Annotated in this window: 21 protein-coding genes and 1 pseudogene; 18 read left to right on the top strand and 4 right to left on the bottom strand. The window is 68.7% G+C overall.

Features of this window, described 5'->3' with window-relative positions:
* From OV287_RS38035 to OV287_RS38020, 4 genes and pseudogenes are all read left to right on the top strand, one after another.
* Positions 1-381: a protein CrdC gene (locus tag OV287_RS38035; RefSeq protein WP_267538940.1), complete on the top strand. Its 381-nt coding sequence runs from the start codon at positions 1-3 to the stop codon at positions 379-381.
* On the top strand, positions 378-2,177 hold the full coding sequence (locus tag OV287_RS38030) for a methyl-accepting chemotaxis protein (RefSeq protein WP_267538939.1): 1,800 nt from the start codon (positions 378-380) through the stop codon (positions 2,175-2,177). Before OV287_RS38035 ends, OV287_RS38030 begins: the two co-directional genes overlap by 4 nt.
* Positions 2,177-3,997 (top strand): methyl-accepting chemotaxis protein, encoded by a 1,821-nt coding sequence (locus OV287_RS38025; protein ID WP_267538938.1) that lies wholly within the window; start codon positions 2,177-2,179, stop codon positions 3,995-3,997. Before OV287_RS38030 ends, OV287_RS38025 begins: the two co-directional genes overlap by 1 nt.
* A pseudogene (locus OV287_RS38020) lies at positions 3,994-4,251 on the top strand (Hpt domain-containing protein); the annotation flags it as partial. The gene OV287_RS38025 and the pseudogene OV287_RS38020, both read left to right, overlap by 4 nt.
* Before the next feature lie 170 nt (positions 4,252-4,421).
* On the opposite strand, the gene OV287_RS38015 reads toward OV287_RS38020, so the two are convergent.
* Positions 4,422-4,790: a hypothetical protein gene (locus OV287_RS38015; protein ID WP_267542619.1), complete on the bottom strand. Its 369-nt coding sequence runs from the start codon at positions 4,788-4,790 to the stop codon at positions 4,422-4,424.
* Between OV287_RS38015 and OV287_RS38010 the strand changes: the two genes are divergently transcribed.
* From OV287_RS38010 to OV287_RS37975, 8 genes are all read left to right on the top strand, one after another.
* Complete coding sequence (locus OV287_RS38010) at positions 4,783-6,486, top strand: hybrid sensor histidine kinase/response regulator (RefSeq protein ID WP_267542487.1); 1,704 nt, start codon at positions 4,783-4,785, stop codon at positions 6,484-6,486. The genes OV287_RS38015 and OV287_RS38010 overlap by 8 nt on opposite strands.
* A gap of 69 nt (positions 6,487-6,555) precedes the next feature.
* Positions 6,556-7,626, top strand: coding sequence for a chemotaxis-specific protein-glutamate methyltransferase CheB (cheB, locus tag OV287_RS38005; RefSeq protein WP_267538937.1), 1,071 nt, complete (start codon positions 6,556-6,558; stop codon positions 7,624-7,626).
* Between the two features lie 6 nt (positions 7,627-7,632).
* Positions 7,633-8,952 carry a CheR family methyltransferase gene (locus tag OV287_RS38000; protein ID WP_267538936.1) on the top strand — a complete coding sequence of 440 codons (1,320 nt, stop codon included), beginning with the start codon at positions 7,633-7,635 and terminating at the stop codon, positions 8,950-8,952.
* 77 nt (positions 8,953-9,029) lie between these two features.
* Positions 9,030-9,893, top strand: a complete 864-nt coding sequence (locus OV287_RS37995) for a tetratricopeptide repeat protein (protein WP_267538935.1) — start codon at positions 9,030-9,032, stop codon at positions 9,891-9,893.
* On the top strand, positions 9,890-10,021 hold the full coding sequence (locus OV287_RS37990) for a hypothetical protein (RefSeq protein ID WP_267538934.1): 132 nt from the start codon (positions 9,890-9,892) through the stop codon (positions 10,019-10,021). Before OV287_RS37995 ends, OV287_RS37990 begins: the two co-directional genes overlap by 4 nt.
* 72 nt (positions 10,022-10,093) lie before the next feature.
* On the top strand, positions 10,094-11,005 hold the full coding sequence (locus OV287_RS37985) for a metallophosphoesterase family protein (protein ID WP_267538933.1): 912 nt from the start codon (positions 10,094-10,096) through the stop codon (positions 11,003-11,005).
* A gap of 123 nt (positions 11,006-11,128) precedes the next feature.
* The gene (gene rpmE / locus OV287_RS37980; RefSeq protein WP_267538932.1) at positions 11,129-11,413 is read left to right on the top strand and encodes a 50S ribosomal protein L31; all 285 of its coding nucleotides are present in this window, start codon (positions 11,129-11,131) and stop codon (positions 11,411-11,413) included.
* A gap of 198 nt (positions 11,414-11,611) precedes the next feature.
* A complete protein-coding gene (locus OV287_RS37975; RefSeq protein ID WP_267538931.1) occupies positions 11,612-12,496 on the top strand; it encodes a DNA-methyltransferase in 885 nt (294 codons plus the stop codon).
* Positions 12,497-12,516: 20 nt separating this feature from the next.
* Here the strand turns inward: OV287_RS37975 and OV287_RS37970 are convergent, their stop codons facing one another.
* Both OV287_RS37970 and OV287_RS37965 read right to left on the bottom strand, forming a co-directional pair.
* On the bottom strand, positions 12,517-14,289 hold the full coding sequence (locus OV287_RS37970; RefSeq protein ID WP_267538930.1) for a hypothetical protein: 1,773 nt from the start codon (positions 14,287-14,289) through the stop codon (positions 12,517-12,519).
* Positions 14,290-14,832: 543 nt separating this feature from the next.
* Positions 14,833-15,483 carry a TetR/AcrR family transcriptional regulator C-terminal domain-containing protein gene (locus OV287_RS37965; RefSeq protein ID WP_267538929.1) on the bottom strand — a complete coding sequence of 217 codons (651 nt, stop codon included), beginning with the start codon at positions 15,481-15,483 and terminating at the stop codon, positions 14,833-14,835.
* Positions 15,484-15,565: 82 nt separating this feature from the next.
* Between OV287_RS37965 and OV287_RS37960 the strand changes: the two genes are divergently transcribed.
* The 3 genes from OV287_RS37960 to OV287_RS37950 all read left to right on the top strand — a co-directional run bounded on the left by OV287_RS37960 (position 15,566) and on the right by OV287_RS37950 (position 19,664).
* Positions 15,566-17,113, top strand: coding sequence for an FAD-dependent oxidoreductase (locus tag OV287_RS37960; RefSeq protein WP_267538928.1), 1,548 nt, complete (start codon positions 15,566-15,568; stop codon positions 17,111-17,113).
* A gap of 274 nt (positions 17,114-17,387) precedes the next feature.
* Positions 17,388-18,479, top strand: a complete 1,092-nt coding sequence (locus OV287_RS37955) for a lipase secretion chaperone (protein ID WP_267538927.1) — start codon at positions 17,388-17,390, stop codon at positions 18,477-18,479.
* A 33-nt stretch (positions 18,480-18,512) separates the two neighbouring features.
* Entirely contained in the window at positions 18,513-19,664 is a 1,152-nt protein-coding gene (locus OV287_RS37950) for an exonuclease/endonuclease/phosphatase family protein (RefSeq protein WP_267538926.1), read from the top strand.
* A 67-nt stretch (positions 19,665-19,731) separates the two neighbouring features.
* On the opposite strand, the gene OV287_RS37945 is transcribed toward OV287_RS37950, so the two are convergent.
* Entirely contained in the window at positions 19,732-20,412 is a 681-nt protein-coding gene (locus OV287_RS37945) for a lysoplasmalogenase (RefSeq protein ID WP_267538925.1), read from the bottom strand.
* Between the two features lie 80 nt (positions 20,413-20,492).
* Here OV287_RS37945 and OV287_RS37940 point away from each other — a divergent pair, with 80 nt between their 5' ends.
* From OV287_RS37940 to OV287_RS37930, 3 genes are all read left to right on the top strand, one after another.
* Positions 20,493-21,929: an ankyrin repeat domain-containing protein gene (locus OV287_RS37940; RefSeq protein ID WP_267538924.1), complete on the top strand. Its 1,437-nt coding sequence runs from the start codon at positions 20,493-20,495 to the stop codon at positions 21,927-21,929.
* 98 nt (positions 21,930-22,027) lie between these two features.
* Positions 22,028-22,600: a tRNA-uridine aminocarboxypropyltransferase gene (locus OV287_RS37935; RefSeq protein WP_267538923.1), complete on the top strand. Its 573-nt coding sequence runs from the start codon at positions 22,028-22,030 to the stop codon at positions 22,598-22,600.
* 296 nt (positions 22,601-22,896) lie between these two features.
* The gene (locus OV287_RS37930; RefSeq protein WP_267538922.1) at positions 22,897-25,404 is read left to right on the top strand and encodes a PAS domain-containing sensor histidine kinase; all 2,508 of its coding nucleotides are present in this window, start codon (positions 22,897-22,899) and stop codon (positions 25,402-25,404) included.
* Positions 25,405-25,407 lie beyond the last annotated feature (3 nt).

The following is a 25,407-nucleotide window of genomic DNA, read 5'->3' as shown; positions in this document are numbered from 1 at the left end:
ATGGCCTCGGGCAGCCGCAGCATCACCGGCATGCTCTTGTGCTGGGCGGGCCACCATCGGGTGGCGTTCGCCGCGCATGAGGTGGCCACCATCGAATCTCCCAGCACCTTCGAGGGCCGGGCGGGTTCGGCGTGCCGAGCCTTTGGCGTGGCCACGGGGGCCGAGCGCATCCTCGTGGCTGCGTCGGGTGAGGCGGTGGGCGTGGACGCGCTGGAGATCGACTCCGAGCCTCTGACGCTGTTGCCGGCTCCGGCGCTACTGGGCCGGGTGGCGGGGGGCAGCCTGCGCGGCTTCGTCCAGGTGCGAGGCGGGTTGTGGCCCTTGATGTCGCTGGTGGACTTCGGGCGTTTCCTGGCGCCCACCACCCGGGAGGCCGCATGAGCGCGCCGGAGGGACTGAAGGGCCTGGCGGAGTGGACCACGCGTCCATCCTGGCTGGGGGGGACGGTGGGGCTGGGGCTGGCGCTGTTCTACGGCAGGCTGACCCAGTCGGTGCCCGAGGGCCATGTGGGGCTCTTCCTGGGGTTGCTGCTGGCGGTGCTGGCGATGAATGCGGTCCTGTCCGGCGCCCAGGAGCGTCACGCGCTGCGCGTACTGCGGGCGATGGCGCAGGGGCGGCTGCCTCCCAACCCGGACAACCTGCGCCGGGCGCTCCAAGAGGTCCGCCGCATCCCCGGGCGCTGCTTCTGGTTCACGCTCCAGGGCTGGCTGGGGGGCGCGCTGATGCTGGCGGCGACGTTCCCGCCCCTGGCGGATGCCCAGTGGAGCATGGGGATGCGCATCGGCATGGTGGGGCTGTCGCTCGGTCCGCTCTCCGCCATGCTCGTCTACCTCCTGGTGGTACGCCGGGGCCGCCTGGCCGCCGAGCGCATTGCCGCGCAGGGCCTGTCTCCCCAGGAGGTCATCGCCGCGCTTCCCGCCGAGCGGCTGCGGCTGCGGCGGCGGCTGGTGATGTTCACCGCGGTGGCCGTGCTCAGCCCGTCCGTCTTCATCCTCGACGTGTCGGTGAGCCGCACCCTGAAGACCTTCGATGAGATTCAGGATGCCCGGGGAGATTCCGCGAGGCAGCAGAAGGTAGTGCACAAGGCTCGCCAGGCCACGGGAGTGCAGCTGGGGCTGCTGGCCGGGCTGGTGGTGGTGCTGGTGGTGGGCACGGCGTATGTGGCTGGCACGGTGCTGGCCGAGCCCCTGCGGGCCCTCTCCGAGGACGCCACCCGCATCGCCCAGGGTGAGGTGCGCACCCCGCGCTTCATCCCCGCCGAGGACGAGGTGTGGGCCGTGTCCGGCGCCTTCACCCGAATGCAGGCCCAGCTCGCCCAGGCGCTGGTGCAGCTGCAGCGCGCGGGACTTCAGATCTCCTCCACCACCGAGCAGCTCGTGGCCACCTCGGCGGACCAGGAGACGGGGGCGGGGGAGCAGGCCATCTCGCTCAACGAGACGCGGGCCACCACCGAGGAGCTGGCGCGCTCGGCGCAGCAGATCGCCGTCAACGCCGAGTCGGTGTCGGCCATGGCGGAGACGACCTTCGGAGCGGCGCAGAGCGGGCAGCGCAGCGCGGCGGCCTTCCTCGCCGCCATGCACCGCATGAAGGGTGACAACCAGGCCATCGCCGACGCGGTGGTGCGGCTCAACAAGCGGGTGCAGCAGATCGGCAAGGTGGTGGAGTTCATCAACGAGATCGCCGACAAGTCGGACCTGCTGGCGCTCAATGCCGAGCTGGAGGGCACCAAGGCGGGCGAGCCCGGCCGGGGTTTCTCGCTGGTGGCCGCGGAGATGCGGCGGCTGGCGGAGAACGTGCTGTCCTCCACCCTGGCCATCGAGCGGCTCATCGATGAAATCCGCGACGCCACCCAGGCGGCGGTGATGGCCACCGAGGCGGGCCTGAAGACGACGGAGCGCGGTGCCGCGCTGGCGGCTCAGGTGGATCAGAGCCTGGGCCTCATCCTCGAGCTGGCGCGGCAGACCTCCCACGCCGTGCGCTCCATCTCCCTGGCCACCCAGCAGCAGCAGACGGGCACGGATCAGCTCGCCGCGGCCATGGGCGACATCCTCCGCGTCACCGAGGAGAACGCCGAGGCCACCCAGCAGATGGTGGCCGCCAACACGGACCTGTCGGCGCTGGCGCGCGACCTGAAGGCCACGGTGCAGCGCTTCCGCGTGGCGGAGAGGGAGGGGTGATGCGGGCCCCGCGCTTCCTTCGTGTCCGGCGTCCCTTCAGCCGCCCCCTGGTGATGGCGGTCGTCTACGCCAACCTCACCACCTTCATTCTCAGCGGGCGCTACTCGCAGCTCACCCTCGGTGAGCGCCTGGACGACAGCATCCCGCTGCTCCTCAAGCTGACGGGGGTGTTCTCCTGCATCTCCATCGTGCTGCAGGCGATCCTTGGCCTGCGCCGGCTGCGGGTGCTGCTGGGCGTGGAGTCCGCACAAGGGTCCATTCCTCCGGAGCAGCTCGGGCAGGCCTTGCGTGAGGTCCACCGCCTCGCGGACTTCACCTTTGTCTCCACGCTCGCCACGTGGCTGCTCACCCCCGTCTTCGTGAACCTGGGGCTGTGGGTGAGCGGCGCGTCCACGAGCTTGGAGGATGCGCTGCGCATCGGCTTTCCGGGACTGCTCTTCGGTCCGCTCTCCGCGCTGCTGACGTACTGCCTCGTCACGCTGCGGGCCCGGCGCGTGGTGCTGGACATGGGCTCCCTGGGCCTGACGCCCGAGCTGGCCATCTCCGTGGCGCCCCGGCGCTCGCAGATCCGCCTGCGGCTGAGCCTCTTCACTGCCATTGTCGTGGTGACGCCGGCGGCCCTCATCTGGGACGTGTGCACGGTACTGGCCGAGCGGGCGTTCGATCAGGTGCTGGCGGAGACCAGCCCCGTGAGGCAGGCGGCGCTGGCCGAGGTGCTGCGCTCCGAGGCGCTGTGGTCTGGCGGAGCGCTGTGCGTGCTCGTCTTCGGGGTGGCCCTGGCCGCCGCCTACCTGGGAGGCACGCTGCTGGGCCGTCCCATGCGACTGCTGGGGGAGGACGCTCATCGCATCGCCGAGGGCGACCTCAGCCGCGCGCGCATCATCCCCGCCGAGGACGAGGTGTGGGCCGTGTCCGGTGCCTTCACCACCATGCGGGCCCACCTGGCGGACGTGCTGTCGCAGCTGCAGCGCGCCGGCTACCGCATTGCCACCACCACCGAGGAGATCCTCTCCACCTCCTCGCGCTACGAGGCCGGTGCCGCCGAGCAGGCCAGCTCCCTGGACGAGACGAGCGCCACCACCGAGGAGTTGGCGCGCTCGGCCCGGCAGATTGCCGAGAACGCCGGCTCGGTGGCGGAGATTGCTCACAAGACGCTCGCGGCGGCCCGGAACGGACAGGCCAGCGCCGAGGACTTCCTGGAGACGATGACGCGCATGCGTCACGACAACCAGGCCATCGCCGCCGCGGTGGCCCGGTTGAACAAGCGCGTGCAGCAGATTGGCAAGATCGTCGAGTTCATCAACGGGGTGGCCGACAAGTCGGACCTGCTCGCGCTCAACGCCGAGCTGGAGGGCACCAAGGCAGGCGAGGTGGGACAGGGCTTCTCTCTGGTAGCCGCGGAGATGCGCCGGCTAGCGGAGAACGTCATCGAGTCCACCAAGGAGATTGAGGGGCTCATCGAGGAGGTGCAGGACGCCTCGGGGGCGGCGGTGATGGCCACCGAGGGCGGAGTGCGTGCCACCGAGACGGGCACCACGCTGGCGCAGCAGGTCTCCGAGTCGCTGCGGCAGATCGTCGAGCTGGCCGGGCGCACGTCGGACGCCGTGCGGGCCATCTCGCTGGCCACCCAGCAGCAGCAGGGCGGAACGGATCTGCTCGCCGAGGCCATGGCGGACATCCTGCGCATCACCCAGCAGAGCCACAACGCCACCAAGCAGGTCATCAGCGCCAACGGGGACCTGTCCACGCTGGCGAAGGATCTGCGCGGGGTGGTGGAGCGCTTCCAGATTGATCCACCGGCCTCAGGGGGGAAGGTGTGAGCGCGCGGGAGAAGCTGCTCAAGCAGTTCCGCGAGCTGGTGGGGGTGCGCCTGGAGCGCATCAATCGCCGCATCGTGGAGCTGGAGGCGGGGGCGAGCCTGGAAGCCGGCCGCACGGTGCTGCGCGAGCTGCACGGCCTCAAGGGCGAGGCCCGGATGATGGGCTTCGACGCCATCAACTCCGTGGTGCACGAGATGGAGGAGCTGGTGCGCTCCACCGAGCGCGTCGAGCATGCGCTGTCCGCCGGCTCCATCGACGCGCTGCTCCAGGCGGGAGACGCGGTGCTGGTGCTGGCCGGGGCGTCGCCCGAGCCGGCGCAGACACCCCCCGAGGTGGACAAGCTGGTGCGGTGGCTGCAGGAGTGCACCCGCTCCGAGGCGGCGGGACCCGCGTCCGCTCCCACGCCGCCCACTCCGAGCTCGGCTCAGGCCCCGGTCTCCCGGGGAGAGCCCGCCGCTCCGCCCGTACGCAAAGAACCCCAGGACAGGGAGCGAGAGGACCGGGAGGAAGTCACTCCCGCGTGGGGCTCGGCCCCGCTGGGCGTGATGATGCCCTCGTTGGTGTCCCGGCAGCCGCCTCCTCCCTCGCCGCCCCCTCCGACGCCCTCCGCGCCACGGCCCCCTTTGACGGGCCGGTCGGTGCCGGTGGAGCCGCCGCGTGTGCAGGCCTCCGCGGCGGTCACGGCCACCACCACCATCAACCGGATGCCGCCGGCCTCGCCCGAGGTCCCGGTCCGGACGGGCTCGACGCCCTCTATACGCACGGGGGACCGTGCGGACGGCTCGGTGCGCATCGGCGTGGCGAGCCTGGAGCTGCTGACAAGTGCGGTGACGAACCTCACCCAGGTCTCGCGCCGCCGCGAGCTGGCGACCGCCCGGCGGCTGGAGCTGGCCCGAGAGCTGAGCCTGCTGGCGCGAGCCGCGGAGGACCTGGGGCCGGCGGCCGCGGCGCTGTCGGAGCGGCTCGGCAGGACGAAGGAGCTGGCTGCCGCCCTCCACCGCGAGGCGAAGCTGCTGGCCAACGAGGAGCTGCGCGACCTGGGCTACGTGGCCGACGAGGTGCAGCGCCTGCGCATGCTGCCGCTCTCCGTCCTCTTCGAGCCCTACCCGCGCATGGTGCGGGACCTGGCGCGCGAGCTGGGCAAGGAAGCGGAGCTGGTGGTGGACGGTGAGGACACCCGCGCCGACCGGGCGGTGGTGGAGGCGCTGAGAGACCCTCTGCTGCACCTGGTGCGCAACGCGCTGGACCACGGGCTGGAGTCACGGGTGGACCGGGTGGCCTCGGGCAAACACCCGCGTGGGAAGCTGACGCTGGGAGCCGCGCGCGACGGCAACCGGCTGGTGCTGCGGGTGGAGGATGACGGCGTGGGGCTGGAGCCCGCGATGCTGCGCCGGGCGGCGGTGCGCAGGGGCTACCTGGACGAGGCCTCGGCGTCGGCGCTGACGGACCAGGCGGCGCGCGAGCTCATCTTCCTCTCCGGCTTCACCTCGCGCGAGGTGGCCACCGATATCTCCGGGCGGGGCGTGGGGCTGGACGCGGTGCGCAGCTCGCTCCGGGCGCTGGGGGGAGACGTGTCGGTGTCGTCCACGGCGGGCCGGGGCACGTGTTTCGAGCTGCGGGTGCCGGTGTCCCTCACCGTGTCCCCGCTGCTCTTCGTGAAGGTGGCCGAGGAGACGCTCTGCCTGAGCGCCGTCCATGTCTCGCGGGCGGTGAAGGTGGAGGCCTCTCAAATCAAGGAAGTGGCCGGGCGTGCGGTGCTGCAGGTGGATGATCAGCCCATGCCCTTTGCCTCGCTGGGCGCCCTGCTCGGGCTGGGGCCGGAGGAGGACGCGGGCGAGGGGGCGCTGGTGCTGGTGGTGCGCAGCCAGGGCGCCACGGCCGCGTTGGCGGTGGACCGGGTGCTGGAGGAGAGCGTCCAGGCCATCCTGCCGCTCAAGGGGTTGATGGCTCACTTCCCGCACCTCACGGGGGCCACCACCCTGGCGGACGGTCGGCTCGCCATGGTGCTGTCGGCGGCCCACCTCATCGCCAGTGCCCAGGGCGCCATGGGCTTGCGGGTGCCTCGCTCGCCCGCGGCCGCTCGCCCGCCTCCCGCTCCCCGTCGCTGCATCCTGGTGGTGGACGACTCCCCCCTCACCCGGGAGCTGATCGGCTCCCTGCTGGAGGCCGTCGGGTACGATGTGGTCATGGCCACCGATGGCATGGAGGCCCTGGAACTGCTCAATGGGTCCATCAATGGGGCCTCCAACGGCCCCAAGGTAGACCTGGTCTGCACCGACTTGGAGATGCCCCGGGTGGACGGGTTGGAGCTGACCCGCCGGCTCAAGGGGCATGCGACCCACAAGGTTCTCCCGGTGGTCATCCTCACCACGCGTGGAGGAGAGGAGGACCGGCAGCGCGGGTTGGCGGCCGGCGCAAACGGCTACATCACCAAGGGTGACCTGGTGCGTCAGGACCTGGTGGACGTGGTGGGCCGCCTCCTGGGCTGACGTACGCCCGCGGGACAGTGGGCTACATTGGGTATACTCGGGGGGCCGCGCACGGGGTATGGAAGCCACATGGGCAAGAAAGTGTCAGTGCTGGTCGTTGACGACTCGCACATCTGCCGACAGCTGATCTGCGAAGCACTGGGCAAGGATCCGGATCTGGAGGTCGTCGGAACTTGCGCCAACGGCAAGGAGGCGCTCGAGGCCGCGCGGGAGCTACGTCCGCAGGTCATCACCATGGACGTGGAGATGCCCGTGATGGACGGGCTCACGGCCGTGGAGCACATCATGGCCGAGGTGCCCACGCCCATCCTGATGCTGACGGCGGATCCGCGGCAGCAGGCGCCGGAGCTGACGTGCCGAGCGCTGGAGCTGGGCGCGCTGGCCTTGCAGATCAAACCGGCCATCGACGCGGGTACGGAGGCGTGGAACCTCTCGCGCGAGGTGAAGCTGCTGTCCTCGGTGCGCGTCATCCGGCACATCCACAACAGCAAGCAGCGCCGGCCGCCGCTGCCGGGCATGGGTGGGGCGGTGGCGCCCACGCCGGTGGTGGGTATGCCCTACGGGGTGCTGGCGGTGGCCAGCTCCACCGGTGGCCCGCAGGTCCTCTTCCGGATGCTCTCTGAGTTGCCGGCGGACTTCCCCACGCCCATCGTCATCGTCCAGCACATCAACGCCGCCTTCTCCGAGTCGCTGGCGGGCTGGTTGGCCAACTCCTCGAAGCTGAAGGTGCGGCTGGCGACGGACGGAGAGCAACTGCTGCCGGGCAACGTGTTGATCGCCCCGCCGGGACTGCACATGTCCGTTCCCTTCCGCGGCCGGGTGGCGCTGCGGCCGGGGGTGGAGCGCGACGGGCATATGCCGTCGGGCACGGTGCTGCTGGAGAGCGCGGCCAAGGCCTACGGGCGGCGCACCCTGGGCCTCATCCTCACCGGCATGGGCGAGGACGGCGCGGATGGCATGCTCGCCATCAAGCAGGCCGGCGGACTGACGCTGGCGCAGAACGAGGAGTCGTGCGTGGTGTTCGGCATGCCGGGTGCGTCGGTGGCGCGCAAGGCGGTGGATCACCTCGTTCATGGCGACGACATCGCGGGCGCCCTGGTGCGGCTGGCCCGGGGTGAGTCCCTCTCCACGGGGCGCTGAGCGCCGGTGGCTCCTCCCACCTTCCCGCCCGCGGCCAGTCCCTTCCACGCGTTCGTCGCGCGGCGGACGGGCATGGCCTTGAGCGAGCTGCAGTGCCGGCGGCTGGACGAGAAGCTGACGGCGCGGCCGGGTGGGTTGAGCGCGCAGTACCTGATGCACCTGCAGTCTCCCGCGGGCGCGGCGGACCTGGCCGAGCTCATCGACGCCATCTCCGTGCAGAAGACGGAGCTCTTCCGGGACGAGTCTCAGCTCGCGGCGCTGCGCATGCACGTGCTGGAGCCGATGGTGGCGAGGATGCGCCGGCCGCTGCGGCTGTGGAGCGCCGGCTGCGCCACGGGTGAGGAGGTGGCCACGCTGCTGGTGCTGCTCGCCGAGGTGGGAGCGGATCCAGACAGCACGGTGCTGGGCACGGACATCTCGGAGACAGCCATCGCGCGGGCGCGGGAGCTGTGCTTCAGCGCGGAGCAGTTTCAGCGGGTGCCGTCGGGGATGCGCGAGCGCTGGTTTCTGCCCGCCCCTGGGGGCCGCTTCACGCTGGTGGGGCACCTGAAGGAGCGGGCCAGCTTCGAGTGCCACAACCTGATGGACCTGCCGTACCCGGTGGCGGCGGAGGGGCAGGGCTTCGACATCATCGTCTGCCGCAACGTCCTCATCTACTTCACCCCCGAGTCCTTCGATCGGGTGGTGGCGTCGCTGGCCGTGAGGCTCGCGCCGGAGGGGATGTTGGTGCTCTCCGCCGCCGAGCCGCTGCTGCGCGCGCCGCCGAGCCTGCGCACCCAGCGCTTCGAGCAGGCCTTCTTCTATGCCCGGGCGCCGCAGGGCACGGCCATCACCGAAGCGGTGCTGCCCGGACCCGTGATGAGGCCGAGCTCCAGCGGCTTGCCGGCGGTAGGTGCCTCCCCAAAGGCGTCGGAGCTCACGGTGTCAGGGCGCTTTCCGGCGGTGGCTTCTCCGAAGGTGGCGACCCCTGCCGAGGTTCGGCCTGGGGAGGCCGGCGCGCACACGGAGGCGGATGCCCTCTTCGCGCAGGTGCTGGAGTGGGCTTCCGCGGGCGGCGAGGCGAGTCCCCAGACGGCGGAGGCGCTGCGGCGCTGCCTCATGTTGGACCCGGACCTGTCCGCGGCGCGCTATCTGCTGGGCATGTTGCTGGAGCAGCGGGGCTCGCTGACCGAGTCCGCTGCGGAGTACCGGCGGGCGCTGCGCTCGCTGGAGGAGGGGAGGGCCCGTGCCACCCCCTTCTTCCTCAACAACGCCCGGCTCCAGGTGGCCTGTGCGCGCGCCATCGAGCGGGTGGAGCGGGCCGCGGGTCCAGACCCGGTGCGTTGACGGGCAGGCAGGCGAGGCGCGAGGCCGCGAAGAAGCCCGAGCGGGCCAGGGGGTTTGTCCGTAAGATGCGCCCCCCTATGCGAAGGCTTGCCCTGATCGCCCTCCCGCTCGTGCTCTCCGGCTGCTTCTACCCCGCGGACCGCGGGCGTGCGCTGGAGACCCGTCTCGAGAAGCTCGATGCCACCCAGGCGCAGCTCCAGGCGGAGTTGAAGCAGACCCGTGAGCAGCTCGACGCCACGCTGCCGAAGATCGACGCGAAGATCGCCGAGGTCTCCAAGGCCCTGCAGAGCCTGGACACCGCCTCACGCCGCTCGGGCGCGGACATTGGCATCCAGCTCCAGAAGACGGTGGAGGACCTGGCCCAGCTCCGGGGCCAGGTGGAGACGTACCTCTACAAGATTGGCGAGCTGGAGGGGGCGCTCTCCAAGACGAGTGCGGAGACGGAGAAGCGGCTGCTGGCGCTCAAGGGCGACGAGGCCCTCAAGGAGGCCGAGGCCAAGAAGAAGGCCGAGGAGCTGAAGCGGCCCACGGACAAGAAGGAGTTCCTCGCACTGGCCCAGGAGAAGGCGAAGGGCGGCGACGTGGCCGTGGCCCGGCAGCTCTACTCGGAGTTCCTCAAGAAGTGGCCCAAGGACGCGCTGGCCTCCGACGCCCACTTCGGCCTGGGGGAGACGTACTTCTCCGAGGACAAGTGCCGCGAGGCCCTCTTCGAGTACGGCAAGCTGCTGCAGGAGTACCCCAAGGCCGACTCCACCCCGGACGCCTACCTGCGCTCGTCGGAGTGCTTCAAGAAGCTGAAGATGCAGGAGGAGTCGCGGCTGGCGCTCGAGGAGCTCGTGAAGGGCTACCCGAAGTCGGAGGCGGCGAAGACGGCCAAGGCGCGCCTGGCCGAGCTGGACAAGGCGAAGAAGGCCGAGCCGAAGAAGGGTGGCAAGAAATGAAGCTGCGTCTGGCGCTGCTGACCGTGCTCGCGCTGCTGCTGACGCCTCTCATGGCAGGGGCGGCAACCAGGCAGGTGGTGCTCCTCTTCACCGGAGACAACGGGGGCGAGATCGCCCCCTGTGGTTGACGCCACAACCCGTCTGGCGGTCTGGCCAGACGAAAGACGGCCCTGGCGCAGGAGCGCGCGAAGGGTGGGCCGGTGCTGGTGCTGGACGCGGGCAATGCGCTCTTCAAATCCTCCACGTCTGGAGGGGACCCCAAGGAGAAGGAGCGTGCCGGGCTGTTGCTCGAGCTGATGGACGCGACGGGCACCACTGCCATGGCCGTAGGTGCGCGCGATCTGACGCTCGGGACGGACTTCCTTACCCGGTCCACGAAGGGCCGGAAGCTGAAGCTGCTGTCCGCCAACCTCGTGGACGCGGCGGGCAAGCCGCTCTTCTCGGCCTCCACGGTGGTGACGGTGGGGGGCGTGAAGTTCGGTCTGGTGGGCCTCTCCCCCGAGGGACCCGTCACCACCCAGAAGGGCGTGGTGGGCAGGCCTCCGGTGCCGGCGGCCATCGCCGAGTCGCGACGTCTGCGCACCAAGGAGAAGGTGGACGTGGTGGTGGTGCTCGCCGCCGTGCCCTACGAGGCGGCCGTCAAGCTGTCCCAGGAGTCGGGCGAGGCCGTGGACTTCATCCTGCAGTCGCATGAGGGCCGCGGGCAGGGCGTGGCCCAGCGCAACGACTTCGCCGTCCTGGTGCCAACGGGCGAGCGGGGGCGGCAGATCGGCCAGCTGACACTCTCCGTGGGGGGCAAGGGGCCCTTCGTGGACCTCTCGGAGACGGAGCGGGCCCAGCAGGGCCTGAAGATCCTCGACAGCAACCTCCAGCAGGCGAGGCAAAGCCACGCGGCGGCCAAGGACGAGAAGAACCGGAAGATGTGGGAGGAGACCATCGCCAGCTTCGAGGCCCGCCGGAAGGCGCTGGCACTACAGGTGGAAGCGGGCAAGCAGGGGGCCGAGCGCACGCACCACCTCTCCTACATCCAGCTCAGCAGCAGCGTTCAGGATGACGCCGAGGTGAAGAAACGGGTGGAGCGAATCGAACCCCCGGGCTCCGCATCTCACTAGCCTGGACAGGGCCCGGTCGCGGGCCTTGTGCCAGGGCCGGTCCGCCGTTATAAGCGCCGGCCTACCTCTAGAACGCCAGACCTCCCACCTCAGCGTGGGGGCAAGGCGCAGGGAGTTGTCCAAATGAAGCCCGATCTGCACCCGGTCTACCCGGCCGCCCGTATCACCTGCGCGTGCGGTCACACCGTCGAGACCAAGTCCACGCGTGGCTCGTTCACCGTGGAAGTTTGCTCGAACTGCCACCCCTTCTTCACGGGCAAGTACAAGCTGCTCGACACCGCGGGTCGCGTGGAGAAGTTCCGCAAGAAGTACGCGGCCAAGCCCGCCGAGGGTGCCGCCCCCGCCGCTGCTCCTGCCGAGGGCACGGCTTCGGCCGAGAAGAAGACCGCCAAGAAGGCCAAGGCCTAGTCTCTTCCGCACAGCTTCGTTGTACCCGCCGAGCACGGCGCTGGAAGGTCTCGATGAGAGGCACTCCCGCCGTGCTCGCGGCGTTTCTGGTGCTCGCGTTTCGCGTCAAGTTTCAGGGTGCTACAGACCAGAAATTGGACGTAGCAGCGTGTTGACCGCACATTCCCGCCCGTCACGACGACCCCTGACGGAGGCGAGATGTCCGCGGAAGCCACTGCCCTGAAGCTCGTTCAGCAGCCCTCTCTGCGCGAGAGCCTTTACGCGAAGAGCGATGCGTACCGGCTGTACCAGGGCGACAGCCTGGCGCTGCTCGAGCAGTTCGAGCCGGGCACCTTCGACATGGTGTTCGCCGACCCGCCCTACTTCCTGTCCAACGGCGGCTTCACCTGCAAGAACGGCAAGCGCGCCGCGGTGAACAAGGGCGGCTGGGACGTGTCGCGCGGGGTGGACGAGGACCACGCCTTCACCACCGCCTGGCTCAAGGCCTGCCAGCGGGTGCTCAAGCCCACCGGCACCATCTGGGTGAGCGGCACGCAGCACGTCATCTTCTCGGTCGGCTTCGCGATGCAGAAGCTCGGCTACAAGCTGCTGAACACCGTCACCTGGTACAAGCCCAACGCCAGCCCCAACCTGGCGTGCCGCTACTTCACGCACTCCTCCGAGCTGCTCATCTGGGCCTCGCCCAAGCCGGCCGCCAAGCTCCAGCACACCTTCAACTACGCGAAGATGAAGGCGGACAACGGCGGCAAGCAGATGCGCGACGTGTGGGCGCTGCCGCGCACGGGTGACGAGGAGCTGGCCGCCGACGAGTCCGGCCGCGTGTGGACGATGACGGCGCCGCGCCGCGAGGAGAAGGCGCACGGCAGCCACCCCACGCAGAAGCCGGTGTCGCTGCTGGAGCGCGTCATCGAGGCGAGCACGCCCGCGGACGCCCTGGTGTTGGACCCCTTCAACGGCAGCGGCACCACGGGTGTGGCGGCGATGAAGCTGGGCCGGCGCTACGTGGGCATCGACATGGACGAGCAGTACCTGAAGCTGTCGCAGAAGCGCCTGGCCGAGGCCGAGCGCGCTGCCCGCCGGTAGTCTTCTCCCGCATCTGTCAATCAGTGGCAGTAGGTGGCGTCCTCCGTGTTTTCAATGGTGACGCCCAGCTCATCCTGGAGCGTGTCCAGCAGGTGGGGCCGCATCAGGATGGTGCCGATGCGCAGGTGGTGATTGAGCGAGAGATCTGCGCCGGAGAGCTTCCGTGCCGGGTGAGGGCGCTGGAGCAATGCATTGATCTGGCGCTGAGCACCTTCCATGGCGCGAAGCGCTGAGCGCTCGATGGACAGGTGCTCCGCTACGGTATCCGCCACGGTATCGAGGACGTCCCCCCGGCTCCCCGAGGGAGCGCCCGCGCGTGAGCGGATCAGCTCCCGGAGTTGCTGGCGGGCCCTCTCATCCACCGCGTCTCTCGCGGGGGTGAACGCCTCCTGGAAGCGATGCAGCGCGTCCTGTCGGAATCCCCGCTGGCCGTGCTGGGCGCGCTCGTACATCTCGCCGTAGCGGGCCTCGGCCAGGTCTCGCGAAGTGGCCTGATGCAATCCTGAGAGCTGGATCATCGGCCAATCGCGCTCGACACGCTCGCGCAGCCGGCCCAGGGCGCCACCCGGCTCATCCTTCACCTCGACCAGCGCCGCGTGAATCACCGCGTGGGCGCGGCACATGTGGCTCCAAAGGTTGGACTGGAGGGAATAGAGCTGGAGCCCGAGCATCCCGTAATCCATTGCCGCGGGGAGCTCGGCATCCCACGCCGCCGTGGAGCTGGGCGCACCCGCCACGGGCTTACCATCCAGCAGCGTCGCGAAGAACTCCTCCACCATGTGAGGGGGACCGGCGCAAACGCCGCGGTTCGAGAGGAACTGGTTGGTCTGCTCCGTGAGGCGGTACAGCTCGGCCGCCGTCATGGGCGCGTCGTACGCCATCGAGTTCTCCAGGAGCAGGAGCAGATAGGACGTCATCATCCGCACGCCGTCCGTCACCCGGAACATGGAGGACAGCACGGGATCCAGCGCGCCGTTGGGGACGGGCGCATTCGCGCGCATCAGCAGCAGGGTTGGCAGGGCCAGCACGGCATAGGACAGGGCGTGAAGGTCCCCCAGCTGCCAGCGCCCGTCTGGGAGCAGGGAATAGTGGCGCAGAAACTCCTCGCGTACCGCGAGCACTCCCTGCAACACGGGCTTCCAGTGCCGCGTCATCGACTTGAGCGCCGTCACGTTCATCGGCGCCTCGTCCCGATAGCGGCTGCCCGGGTAGGGGCACACCCGCCACTCCGTCGGGCGCTTCATGCGCATGGCCTCGGGGAAGACGTTCATCTCACCGACATGGCGACCCTCCGCGTCGAGCGCCGGGTGTGCAAGGCGATGCACCGGGAGCACCGTCTCGAGGAAGCCCAGCTCCAGCGGCCGTCCCACCAACTGCTCCATGACGCGGGGACAGTCCGGGTTCCACCACAGGGGTTCGGTGGGGGCTTCCCGTTTGGCCTCGGCCTCCAGGAACCTCTGATTCGGCTCTCTCCCGGCAGGCGGCTTCGGGGCCTCGCGAGAGAGGATGTCCTCGGCCAACAGTGTCTCGAGCAGCTCCCTCACACGCTCCCACGGATAGGGCTCACCCGAGCTCCACGTGGTGGCGCTGCCCGCCATGAACTGGTCCTGCGCGAGCAACGCCTCACCAAAGGAGAGCAGGTCCGGCTCATCGATCGTGATCTCCTTGATGCCGAAGAAGATGTGCAGCTCCCGAGTGCCCTCGGGGGTGGTCACGTACTCGCTCGTGGAGCGACGCCGCATGGGCAGGTACAGCATCTCATGGGGCTCGACCGACACGGCTTCCTGACTCATGGGCGTGCTCCTGGGAGCAAGCCCGGGATGTGCTGGCGCGGAGGGGCTGCTCCAGACGGATAGGGTTCTTCTCAAGACTGAGCAGGGAACGCGGCTTTGTGATGCGCGGCGCTTCCGGACGCCCTGCTGAGAGGACGAGCGGGCTACCCCCGCCGGATACACCGGGACCTTCCTGGCGATGACGCCCCCTGCACACCAAGAAAACAAAGTCGCCAGCGAGTGGCACCATCCACTGGCGACTCGAATCAAACATCAAACGCGTGTTCTCCCACCTCGGCTAGGGATAGCCGCGGCATCCGCCACCCATGCTGGGAGGCGGGATGTAAGGGATGAAATCGATTTCGACTGGCTGCACCGGTCTCAAGCCACCACGGATATTCGTTTTGACCTTCATGGGACTGCTCCTTGGTTGTACTCCGTTTCACACGGGCTGACGAAGGAGCGATACGTTTGTGATTGTGTTTAGAGTCCCTCTTGGATTGCGCTCCAGTGTCTGCTTGGAGCTGCTTCAGGTAGGCGTTGGCAGATGGCGCGAGGCCGAGCTCATCTCCTATGAGGGAGGGACTGCTCGATTCCATTGAGGATGAGCTCCAGGCCGCGCTCGAAGCGGTCGTCGAACCCCGTGAAGAGCTCCTCACCCATTGCCTGGGCGAGCGGCACTCCCTGTCCCTCCATCCGCTTGGCGCGCCGCGCCAGATCGTACTGCGCTTTGCGCTCGCCCGGCATGGGGTATACGGCCTGCTCCTCGATGGTGAACCCCACCGTGTAGTTGTAGACCGTGGAGTAGCCACTCACCGCGTCGCGAAGTGAGAACCCGGCCTCCACGAACTGGCGCAGCATCGCGTCCAGGGACGCGTACAACGAGGGATCCGTGAGCCGCGTGCCGCTGAACACCTTCGCGCCGTCCCGGTAGCCCAGCAGCATCCGCCGCAGGCCTCGCGCTATCTCCGCCATCAACTCCCGCCACCCCCGCGCCTGCCCGGCCGGACGCTCAGCCTTCACCAGGTCGCGCAGCATGGCGGTGGCCATCTCGTCGAGCAGCTCCTGCTTGTTCTTGAAGTGCCAGTAGAGCGCCGGAGCCTGCACGTTCAGCTCGCTGGCGATCCGCCGCAGCGTCAGCCCTTCCAGCCCCACCTCGTTGAGCACCCGCAGCGCCGTGCCCACCACCCGCTCCCGGTCCAGTCGAGTCGCCACTTCGCTCACCACCTCCGCTCTTCACGAGCTTGACAGCTTAACGGCGTTAAATGCATCCTTAACGTCGTTAAGGAGACGGCGGATGAACCAGCAAGAGACGATCGCGGTCCTCATCGTGGGAGCGGGCCCAACGGGGCTCACGTTGGCGGTTGACCTGCGGCGGCGAGGGGTGGCCTGCCGCGTCATCGACAAGGCGCCGGAGTTTTTCTCCGGCTCGCGGGGCAAGGGCCTGCAGCCCCGGAGCCTCGAGGTGCTCGACGACCTGGGAGTGCTCGACGCGATACGGGCCGTGGGCGCCCCCTATCCGCCGCTGCGCGCCTACGCGGGGGAGCGGGTGGTGTGGGAGGGGCGGATGCATGAGCCGCGCGAGCCCACGCCGGATGTGCCCTATCCGGTCCCGCTGATGGTGCCGCAGTGGCGCACCGAAGAAGTGTTGCGCGCCCGGCTCGCGACGCTCGGAGGCCACGTGGAGTTGGCCACGGAGCTGGTGCACTTCGAGCAGGACGCGGACGGTGTGAACGCCACCCTGGTGCACGTGGGAGGAGCCCCCGAGCGCGTGCGCGCGCGCTACCTCGTGGGCGCCGATGGAGGCCGCAGTCACGTGCGCAAGCAGCTCGGCGTCGGCTTCGAGGGAGAGACCCACGAGACGGACCGCATGCTGATTGGAGACCTCCATGTCGATGGACTGGACCGGGACTATTGGCATGTCTGGTCCAACCTCGAGACGCGCGCGCTGAAGGCGGGGCTGTGCCCGCTGGCTGGCACGGACCTCTTCCAGCTCATGGTGCCGCTCGCCCCCGACGAGGAGCCCGGCCTGGCCCTGGAGGACTTCCAGCGGCTGTTCAACGAGAGGTCCGGCCGAGCGGACCTGCGGCTGCACGGGCTGCGCTGGGCGTCGCTCTACCGGGTCAACATCCGCATGGTGGATCGCTATCGCGTGGGCCGGGTGTTGCTGGCCGGAGACGCCGCGCACGTACACACGCCCGCGGGAGGACAGGGGCTGAACACGGGCATCCAGGACGCGTACAACCTGGGCTGGAAGCTGGGCGCGGTGTGCGAGGGAGCTCCCGCCACCCTGTTGGACACGTACGAGCAGGAGCGCCTGCCCGTCGCCGCGGAGGTGCTCGGCCTGAGCACGCGGCTGTACCAGAAGAACCTGCTGGGACAGCGCAACGGGGCGCAGCGGGGCGCCGAGACAGAACAGCTCGGATTGAACTACCGGGGCGGTCCGCTTGCCCGTGACGAGCGCGAGGCCGCCGGTGACGTCCAGGCGGGAGACCGGGCTCCGGACGCTCCCTGCCACACGGCCAGCGGCGAGCCCGTTCGTCTGTTCGACGTGTTTCGCGGCCCCCACTTCACGCTGCTGGCGTTCGGCGTCGCCACCGCGGACACGGTCGCCCGGATCAACGCCCGCCATGGTTCCCGAGTGCGCGCGCTGCGCGTGGCCCGACCGGGCGAGTCTTCCGGAGAGCACGTCCTCATCGACACGCACGGGCACGCGCGCACGGGATATGCGCTCGCGGGCGACGCGCTCGTGTTGGTTCGTCCCGATGGCTACATCGGGCTCGTCACGCCCCACCTGTCCGCGGACGCGGTGGAGCGCTACCTCTCGTCCGTCACCGCTCCCTGAGCGCCGCGAGACTTCACGGCCCGCTGCACATCGCAATCGATGTGTGGGAATGCCAGGGAATTCACTCTCGTCAATTCCGGTCACATCGTGGTGACAGGCATTGCTGGGGAGATGGCCCGGTCCGTACTCGTCCGCCGCCCTTGGTGTGCCCCCATCGAAGTGTGTTGCTTCTGATGGAATTACACGGTATTCAGTTTAAGCCGTTGTGGTGCGGCAATCGACATCCGAGCCGTTGACGCGCGAGTCCTTCCGGCCTCGAGCAAGAGGTACTCCCATGCGGATGGACATGAGGGTTCTGGGAGTCCTGCTGGGGGCGGTGCTCCTGGGGTTTGTGCTCTGGTGGTCCCTCTCCGACTCCGTGGCGGTCGCTCAACCCCCGTCCACCCCCGGTGGGTCCGGTGACCGTGCGTCCTCTCTGGCCGGGACCCGGCGCCCGGCACAGCCTGCCTGGAGTGCGCCGGCCGCGTCCGCGAACCTCGATTCGCGGGAGCTCGAGCTGCGGATGCTGGTGGCGAAGGTCCGGGCCTCGCTGGGCCGGAGCTATGAGCGTGCCTCGTCGCAGGGGGACTTCGCCCTGGCGCCGGGCCGCATCCTCAAGGGCCTCCTCGAGCGACGTTGCGGACTCGTGCGGCGTCATGCGGAGGAACTCTCCGCCCATCGGGAGCAGCTCGGTCTCACGGGACCCGATGCCGAGGGATTCTGCAGGGATCTGCTCTTCTCGCTGCTCCAGGAGCGGCACTCCCTGCCCGAAGGGACTTCCCAGGCGCGGTTCTGGGAGTCCTTGGCGCGGGTGGACGAGGCCGCGGCACGGCATGTCCTCGCAGAGCCGTCCGCCTCGCGTGGTGAGACGTTCCTCGCGGCCTACGAGCGCTTCCGGCAGGAGCGTCGGGACCTGGTGGGCCCGGGCGTCGAGCGGAAGCTCTTCGGGCTTTCCGACGAGCTGGTGCGTCTGCCCTTCCAGGTGGACGAGCTTGTCAACGATCCACGGCCGTCGCCCGAGCAGCGGATGGCCACCTACGAGAACGTGCTCCAGCGCATTGGGCAGGAGTACGGCGTCGAGCTCGCCTCGGTGGTGGAGCCGCTGGAGCTGGCGAAGAACGCCTTGCGGCTCCACGAGACGGCGGGGGCCCTCGGGCTCGCGCAACAACAAGCCATCCTGGAGAAGTACGCTGGCTCCGAGACCACGCGGCTCTACCTCGAACACCAGCTGGAGCAGCAGGACCGGGGCGAGCGGCTGCGGGCCTTCAACCAGGAGCGCGATCGGCTCCTGGAACAATTGACCCGCGCGGGCCTCACGCCGGAGCAACTGCGTGAGCGGATGCCCGAGATCGACCAACAGCTCTTTGAGAAATACAACCTGCAGTAGGACCGACCGCGGTTGCACAGGGGAAGCCAGCCCATGAAGACTCGCAAGAACCAGGGAAGTCACCGCATGCTGCCCGCGGTGGTGGCGTTGATGCTCGGAAGCCAGGTATGGGCGTATGACGCCTATTATTCGAACAACCCCACCGCCTGGTACAACGAGGTGGCCGAGGACGAGTACTTCAATCCGTCCCTCACGCCCGGCTGGCAGCTCAACGAGACGTGCAGCGACACGGGTTACTTTTCGGTGGCGTCCTACAACATCTTCCACAACGTGCCCTTCGTCTACGACTTCGGAGACGAGATGGAGCAGAGCCTGGGGAAGGTGACGAAGTGCGCGGACGTCGTCCTGTACCAGGAGGCCTGGGATTATGACGACATCATCGAGGACGGTCCCAAGCAGAACATGGCCTCGCGCGGGTTCAGCACCCTCACGCCCAGCGGCTATTACTGTGATGACACCTGGGGTGGGATTGAGAACGACTGCAGCGGCTTGATGATCTTCTACAAGAGCGGCACCACGCTGGTGAGGGAGTTCACCCTCCAGCCCTTCACAGACGTGAACGGGACGGATGTGCACAAGGAGAAGGGGGTCTGGGGCGCCATCTTCGCCAAGGGGGGCAAGTATTATTATGTCTTTGATACGCACTTCACCTACGGGAACAAGGGGCACCTGGAGGGAGACGCCGCCTCGGACGCCTCGCGCACCTCCAATATGAAGCAGTCGTTGGCCTATATCCGCAACCAGGTGAACGCCAACAAGGTGAGCTATCCGCCCTCGCTCATCCTCTTCGGGGGGGACTTCAACGCCGACTTCGCCAGCAACAACAGCTATTCGCGGGGCTATCAGCTCCTCGTTCAGGCCGCGGCCCAGACGTCTTTCTATGAGCCGTACGACTATTCCCTGATGAGTGCCGTGCTGGGCAGCTACGAGACCCCCGGTTTCCAGTCCAACTGGGTCGGCGGTGCCGTGGACACAGGCCCCAATGGCATGGCCTCGGGGGAGAAGGCGGACTACGACACCCTGCTGCTGGGCCAGCCCGGGGCCTTCGGGGGTTGCTCGCCCGCCGAGATCTCCTACAGCGGCTGGGCTCCTGCGTGGAAGACGACGACCGGCGTGCGCAAGTGGCCCTTCTATACCCACTCTGATCACTACGGCCGGTGGATCCGGGTGAAGCCCGGCTGTTAATCCCTTTCAGGAGAGCCCGTGAAGGGGGCCCCAATTTCCCCTCTCCCCTCGGGAGAGGGAGCATTGCTCAGGCGTGGGTCAACTCCTGTGCCTGAGTCCGAGCAGGGACGGCCGAGAGAGTGATGCCGAGCTGGCCAGCCCAGTACAGCAGGATGATGGCGTAGCTCAATCCCGCGACGGGGGACACGAAGAGCCGGAAGGCGAGCAGCGTGTCACTCAGGCCGAAGCACAGGGCCCCTATCAGTGCGGCCCACTGTTCGCGCCGGGCGAGCCCTTCCGTGCTCATCAGGGCGGCCGAGCGCCACATCATCGTGCAGATGACGGCGATGTAGGCGCCCACGGGTGCGGCCAGGCCTCCCAGTCCAGGCCGGAGGAACAACCAGATGCCCACGCCAAAGAGGAAGAAGAGCGCGCCCACGCCCCAGCGCGGCGTGCGCGAGACCGTCAGGTACGCGGCGACATAGGCCACATGGGCCAGCAGGAACGCGCCCAGGGCGGGCAGGAACAGTTGCTCGTCAGCCTCCAGCACCATGTCACCCACCAGGGAGAGGGCGAGGCCGGCGGCGATCCACTGGGCGTAGCGCTCGCGCGGAGGCCACAGCCACACGGCGAGGCAGAGCAGCGGCACGGCCTTGCTCGAGAGCCGTAGCCAGGGGAGTTCCAAATGGAGGCCAGCGAGGAAGGCGGCGACGCCAAACACTCCGAGCACGGCGAGGCCGCGAGTCCAGGGTACAGTGAGAAAACGCATGTCGGGCCCTACGCTCGCACACCGGGCTTCCGGCGTCGAAGGGTAGGGCGGATCAGCACGGAGCAGCTCCGAGGACAAGAATGTCGGTGACATCGAATGGAGACACGACCCAGGCCCTGCTCTCGCTCTGCGAGAACAAGCGCCGTTGGCGCGAGGAGCTCAACGCGGCGACCGTGAAGAAGCTGGTGGCCGAGGGCGCGGACGTGAATGCGCGCAACAAGAACGGCATGACGCCCCTGCACCTCGCCGTGCAGGCGCCCTACACGACGGGGGAGCCGCTGCCCGACGTCGACGTGGTACGTGCGCTCATCGAGGCGGGGGCGGATGTGAATGCGCGCGACAACCACCTGCAGACCCCCGTGCTGCGGGTGGTTCCGTACGATGACAACAAGGCCAACGAGGAACGGGCCCTGGAAATCGTGCGCGTGCTGCGGGACGCGGGAGGACAGGTGCCCTCGGACGTGAAGGACGGGCGCGGCGGTGCGTTCACCTCCGCGGGTGAGGCGCTCTACCGGGAAGTGCTCGACGCGGGCGCGGCCATCGACGCGAGGGATGACACTGACCAGACTCCACTCCATCGCGCGGCGGCTCGAGGGGCCGCCCCCGTCATCCAGGTGTTGCTCGAGCGCGGCGCCGAGGTGAATGCGCTCGACGGGCTCGGACGCACGCCGCTGGGTGTGGCGTTGCGCACGCAGGCGGAGCCCTGGGTCGCGGCGAACAAACGCCAGGCCGCGTTCAAGGCTGCTGTCGGCGCGCTGGAGGCGGCGGGCGGGAAGTCGAGCATCCCCTATCAGCGGAGCGACGACCCCTTCGCTCCCTTTCCCGTTGACGGCACCGCCCTGAGCGCCGCGCTGAAGGGCAAGAAGCTCTCGTTCAAACACGAGGTCAACTCGGCCCAGGAAGTCGCCACGGGGTTGCACAGCTACGGGGATCCGGAACAGTCCCTGGCCAAGCTCGAGGCCCTGCGGGAGTCGCTCGGGGTGGCGCCGAGGAAGGCGCACTTGAAGGGCCCCCTGACCCTGAAGCGCGCTTTCTTTCACCATGGCGACCTGGAGGTGGATGGTGACCTCTCCATCTACCGGCCGTTCGCGGTGACGGGGAACGTCATCGTCCACGGCGTGGTGAGTGACAATGCCAACGACTCGCTCGTCAACGTCCTGGGCAACGTGAAGTGCCACGCGCTCAACACGGACGGCGAGTTCACCGTCGGGGGGGATATCGAGGCCCGCGACGTGGTGCTCGGCTATTACAACGACCACATCCTGAGCGCGGGCACCATCAAGGCCCGGGTCGTCATCGAGGATGACCACGCCACCAGCGCTGCCGTCGAGGCGGAACTCCACTTCGACTTGGACACGTATTCCCAGGGCTACGGCGAGGGGGTGTCCGAGCGACTGCGCGAGCTGTTCGTCGATGAGGTGTTCAAGAAGGACGAGGACGAGGAGGAGGGAGCCCGGCTCGATAAGGGCGAGCTCTTTTACCGCATCAGCAAGGGGCTTCCCGTCTTCCGGAAGTGAGCCTTCTGGCCTGCCGTCCGCCACGGGAGGGGGTTGCTCGGCTGCCCCCTCAACCGGACGCTTCTCTTCCCGCGGCCGCCGGAACAGGATGCCGAAGGATGTCTCCCCGCGTCTCCCCCCGGCCCCGCTGTCACCGCTGCAACCTTCCGCAGCACCTCTGCCTGTGTGCCGAGATCCCTCGGGTAGAGACGTGCACCCGTTTCCTCATCCTCCAGCACGTGGTGGAGATCGGGAAGAAGAGCAACACCGGGCGGGTGGCGGCGCTGGCCCTCTCGAATGCCAGGCTGCTCACCTATGGTGCGCCGGGCGAGTTCCTCGACACCGCCCTGCTCTCCGAGCCCGGTACCTGGCTGCTCTATCCCGATGGCCCCCCCGCGCCGCCGGATGCTCCTGCGCCGAGGCAACTGGTGGTGCTGGACGCGAGCTGGTCGCAGGCACGGCGGATGACTCAGCGGCTCCCCGCGCTGCGGGCGCTCCCCCGGCTGGCGCTGCCGCCGCCTGAGCCCGGGCTGCTCCGGCTCCGCGAGCCGACACATCCATCCGGAATGTCCACCCTGGACGCGGTTGCCCGTGCGGTGGCGGTGCTCGAGGGCCCGGAGGCGGCGGTGCCGTTGGAGCGGCTGGCCGTGCTTCGGGTACAGCGGATCTCCGAGTGCGGGACGCTGAATTGAGCCCCTCGGTACGCTGAGGTGTTGCAACCCAGTCAGCGAGGACGGGTCTCGGAGGCCATGCTCGGCGCGCTGCCGGAGGGACATGCCCTCGGTGCGGGCTTCCAGGCGGGTGCGCCTGGCCTCGCGCTCCTTGGGGATGCCTTCCCGCACACCGGGGCCAGCACTCCTCCTTCCTGAACGCAGCGGAGAAGATACCTATCCTATGTCCATGGGCCTCGGCGTGGGCGACCCGCGAGGCACGGCCCGCCCAGGTCGCAGGAGGGAAGGGCACGGGTACGCGGATGCAAGATTCCCAGATGAAGTTGGATTGGAAGCGGGCCCGGAAAGAGCCTGCCCCTCTGGAGATGCTCGAGGAGCTCACCGCCGCTGCTCTCGACATCGTCGATCAGGCCTCCGCTGACCGGTTCATGGAGCAGCTTGCGCTGTGGTTGGGCTGCGCTGTCGCGCTTCTTCTCGACTCCGACTCCGGGGGACAAGTCCACCTGTGGAGTGCCGCCGGCCTTTCGAGCAACTCCCGCGGCCTCGCCATTTCCACGCCGCTCGCCCATTCCTCCTGGTCCACCCTCGCTCTTCCCTATCCAGAGCTGGCCAGCCCAGAGCTGGTCCGCTCGTGCATTCCCCTCGGTGAGTCTGAGGGCTCAGCGGAGCAATCCCAGGCGCTGCTCCTGTTCTCCGAGCGCGCGCTGTGGCTCCCTCTCCGTTATCACGGCATGGTCCGGTGCCTGGCCAGAGGCCTGCATACCGCCCTGGGGCGCCGTCAGCGCTCCGGTCTGTTTCTCGGGAGCGAGTTCTCCCTCCCCCAGGAAAAGGCCCTCCTCCAGAGCCTGAACGAGGCCTCCAGGGACGGCATCGCGCTCTTCGCCTGCGAGGGACAGCTCATCTTCGCCAATCACCGGTTCTCCGAGATGTGGGGCCTGGACGAGGAGCTGAGGAGTGGCTCGCGCGACCTGCTCGTCACCGCCGCCGCGGCGAAAGTCATGGATCCCGCGGGGTTCGTCGCACGTGCCCAGTACTACCTCGATCATCCGGAGGTGGTGGGCTCCGACGACATCGCCATGAGGGATGGCCGTGTCTTCTACCGCTACACCGCGCCGATCCGGAGCGCGGATGGTGCCTGTTGGGGCCGGGGGTATTACTTCCGGGATGTCACCTCCCGCCGGCAATCCGAACGGGCGTTGCGCCTCGAGCGGGACTTCAACTCGGCCATCCTCGACACGCTCGACGCCCTGGTGGTGGTGCTGGACCGACGGGGACGCATCATTCGCTTCAACCGGGCCTGCCAGCGTGCCACGGGCTACTCCTTCGAGGAGGTGCTGGACGTGACCTTCTGGGAACAGCTTCTGCTTCCGCAGGATCTGGAGCTGCTCAAGGCGGAATTCGTCCGGCTGATCGAGTCGAAGCAACCTCGCCAGCTCGAGAACTCCTGGATGGCCCGGGACGGCAAGCGCAGACGCATTGCCTGGAGCAACACCGTCTTGCTGGGCGAGGACGGTGAGGTTGAGTATGTGATTGGTACCGGAATCGACGTCACGGAGCAGCGCCAGGCCGAGGCGGAGCGCGACCGGTTGCTGGCCTGGGAGCAGGAGGCACGCGCCCGGGCGGAGGAGCAAGAGCGGCGCCTGGCCTTTCTTTCCGGGGCCAGCGGGCTGCTCGCCGGTTCACTGGACGAAGACTCCACGCTGCGCGGCGTGGCACATCTGGCGGTGCCGCGGTTCGCCGACTGGTGCATCATCGACCTGCTCGACCCGGACCAGTCGGTCCGTCGAATCCTGGTGGAGCACGCGGACCCCACGCAAGCGGAGAGAGCGCGCATCCTGCGCGCCCACGTTCCGTCCCTGGGCGCGACGCTGGGTCCGGGAAAGGTGCTGCGCACGGGCGAGGCGGAACTGCTCCCCGAAGCTGCTCTCGTCCCCGCTGGCCTGGAGTTTCGCTCCTGCCTCTGCGTGCCTCTGCTCGCCAGGGACCGGATTCTCGGAGTGCTCACCTTCGGTCTCATGGCGCCAAGACGCCCGTATGGAACGGTCGAGCTCTCCCTGGCCCAGGAGCTGGCCCGCAGGACCGCGCTGGCGGTGGACAACGCCCGCCTCTATCTCGCGGCCCGGCAGGCCATCGACCTGCGAGACGAGTTCTTGTCGATCGCCTCGCACGAGCTCAAGACCCCCCTCACCACGATGAAGCTGGCCCTCCAGGGCGCCTTGCGCGCCAACCGTGCGGCCCCCCAGGTGGAGACCTCACCTCTCTCCATGCCGCGCTCGCTCGAGACCATCGAGAAGCATTGCGGGCGGCTGACACGGCTGGTGGAGAGCCTGCTCGAGGTCTCCCGCCTCCAGGCGGGCCATCTCGAGTTGGATCTCGAGGAGATGGACCTGTCATCCCTGGTGCGGGAGGTGGCCGCGCGTTTCGCGACGGAGCTCGAGAAGGCCAGGTGTGAGCTCACGCTGCGTGCCGATGCCCCGGTGCTGGGCCACTGGGACGTGTCCCGGGTCGATCAAATCCTCACCCACCTGTTCTCCAACGCCATCAAGTACGGCAGCGGCAAGCCCGTCGAGGTGGAGGTCGGGAGGATCGGAGGCCTGGCCCGGCTCGTCGTCCGGGACCATGGAATCGGAATCCCCCGGGAACGGCAGGGGCAGATCTTCCGGCCCTTCGAGCGCGCGGTGTCCTCGCGCTACTACGGTGGGCTTGGGCTGGGGCTACACATCGTGCACCAGCTCGTGGAAAGGCTTGGCGGCACCATCCGGGTGGAGAGCGAGCCCGGCGCCGGCTCCACCTTCATCGTCCAGCTTCCCTGCGCGGTCTCGTAGCGC

It is taken from the genome of Archangium lansingense, from assembly GCF_026626635.1.
GTDB classification, from domain to species: Bacteria; Myxococcota; Myxococcia; order Myxococcales; family Myxococcaceae; genus Archangium; species Archangium lansingense.
The sequence above is the reverse complement of the archived record's forward strand: the minus strand, read 5'-3'. Positions and strand labels throughout refer to the sequence as shown.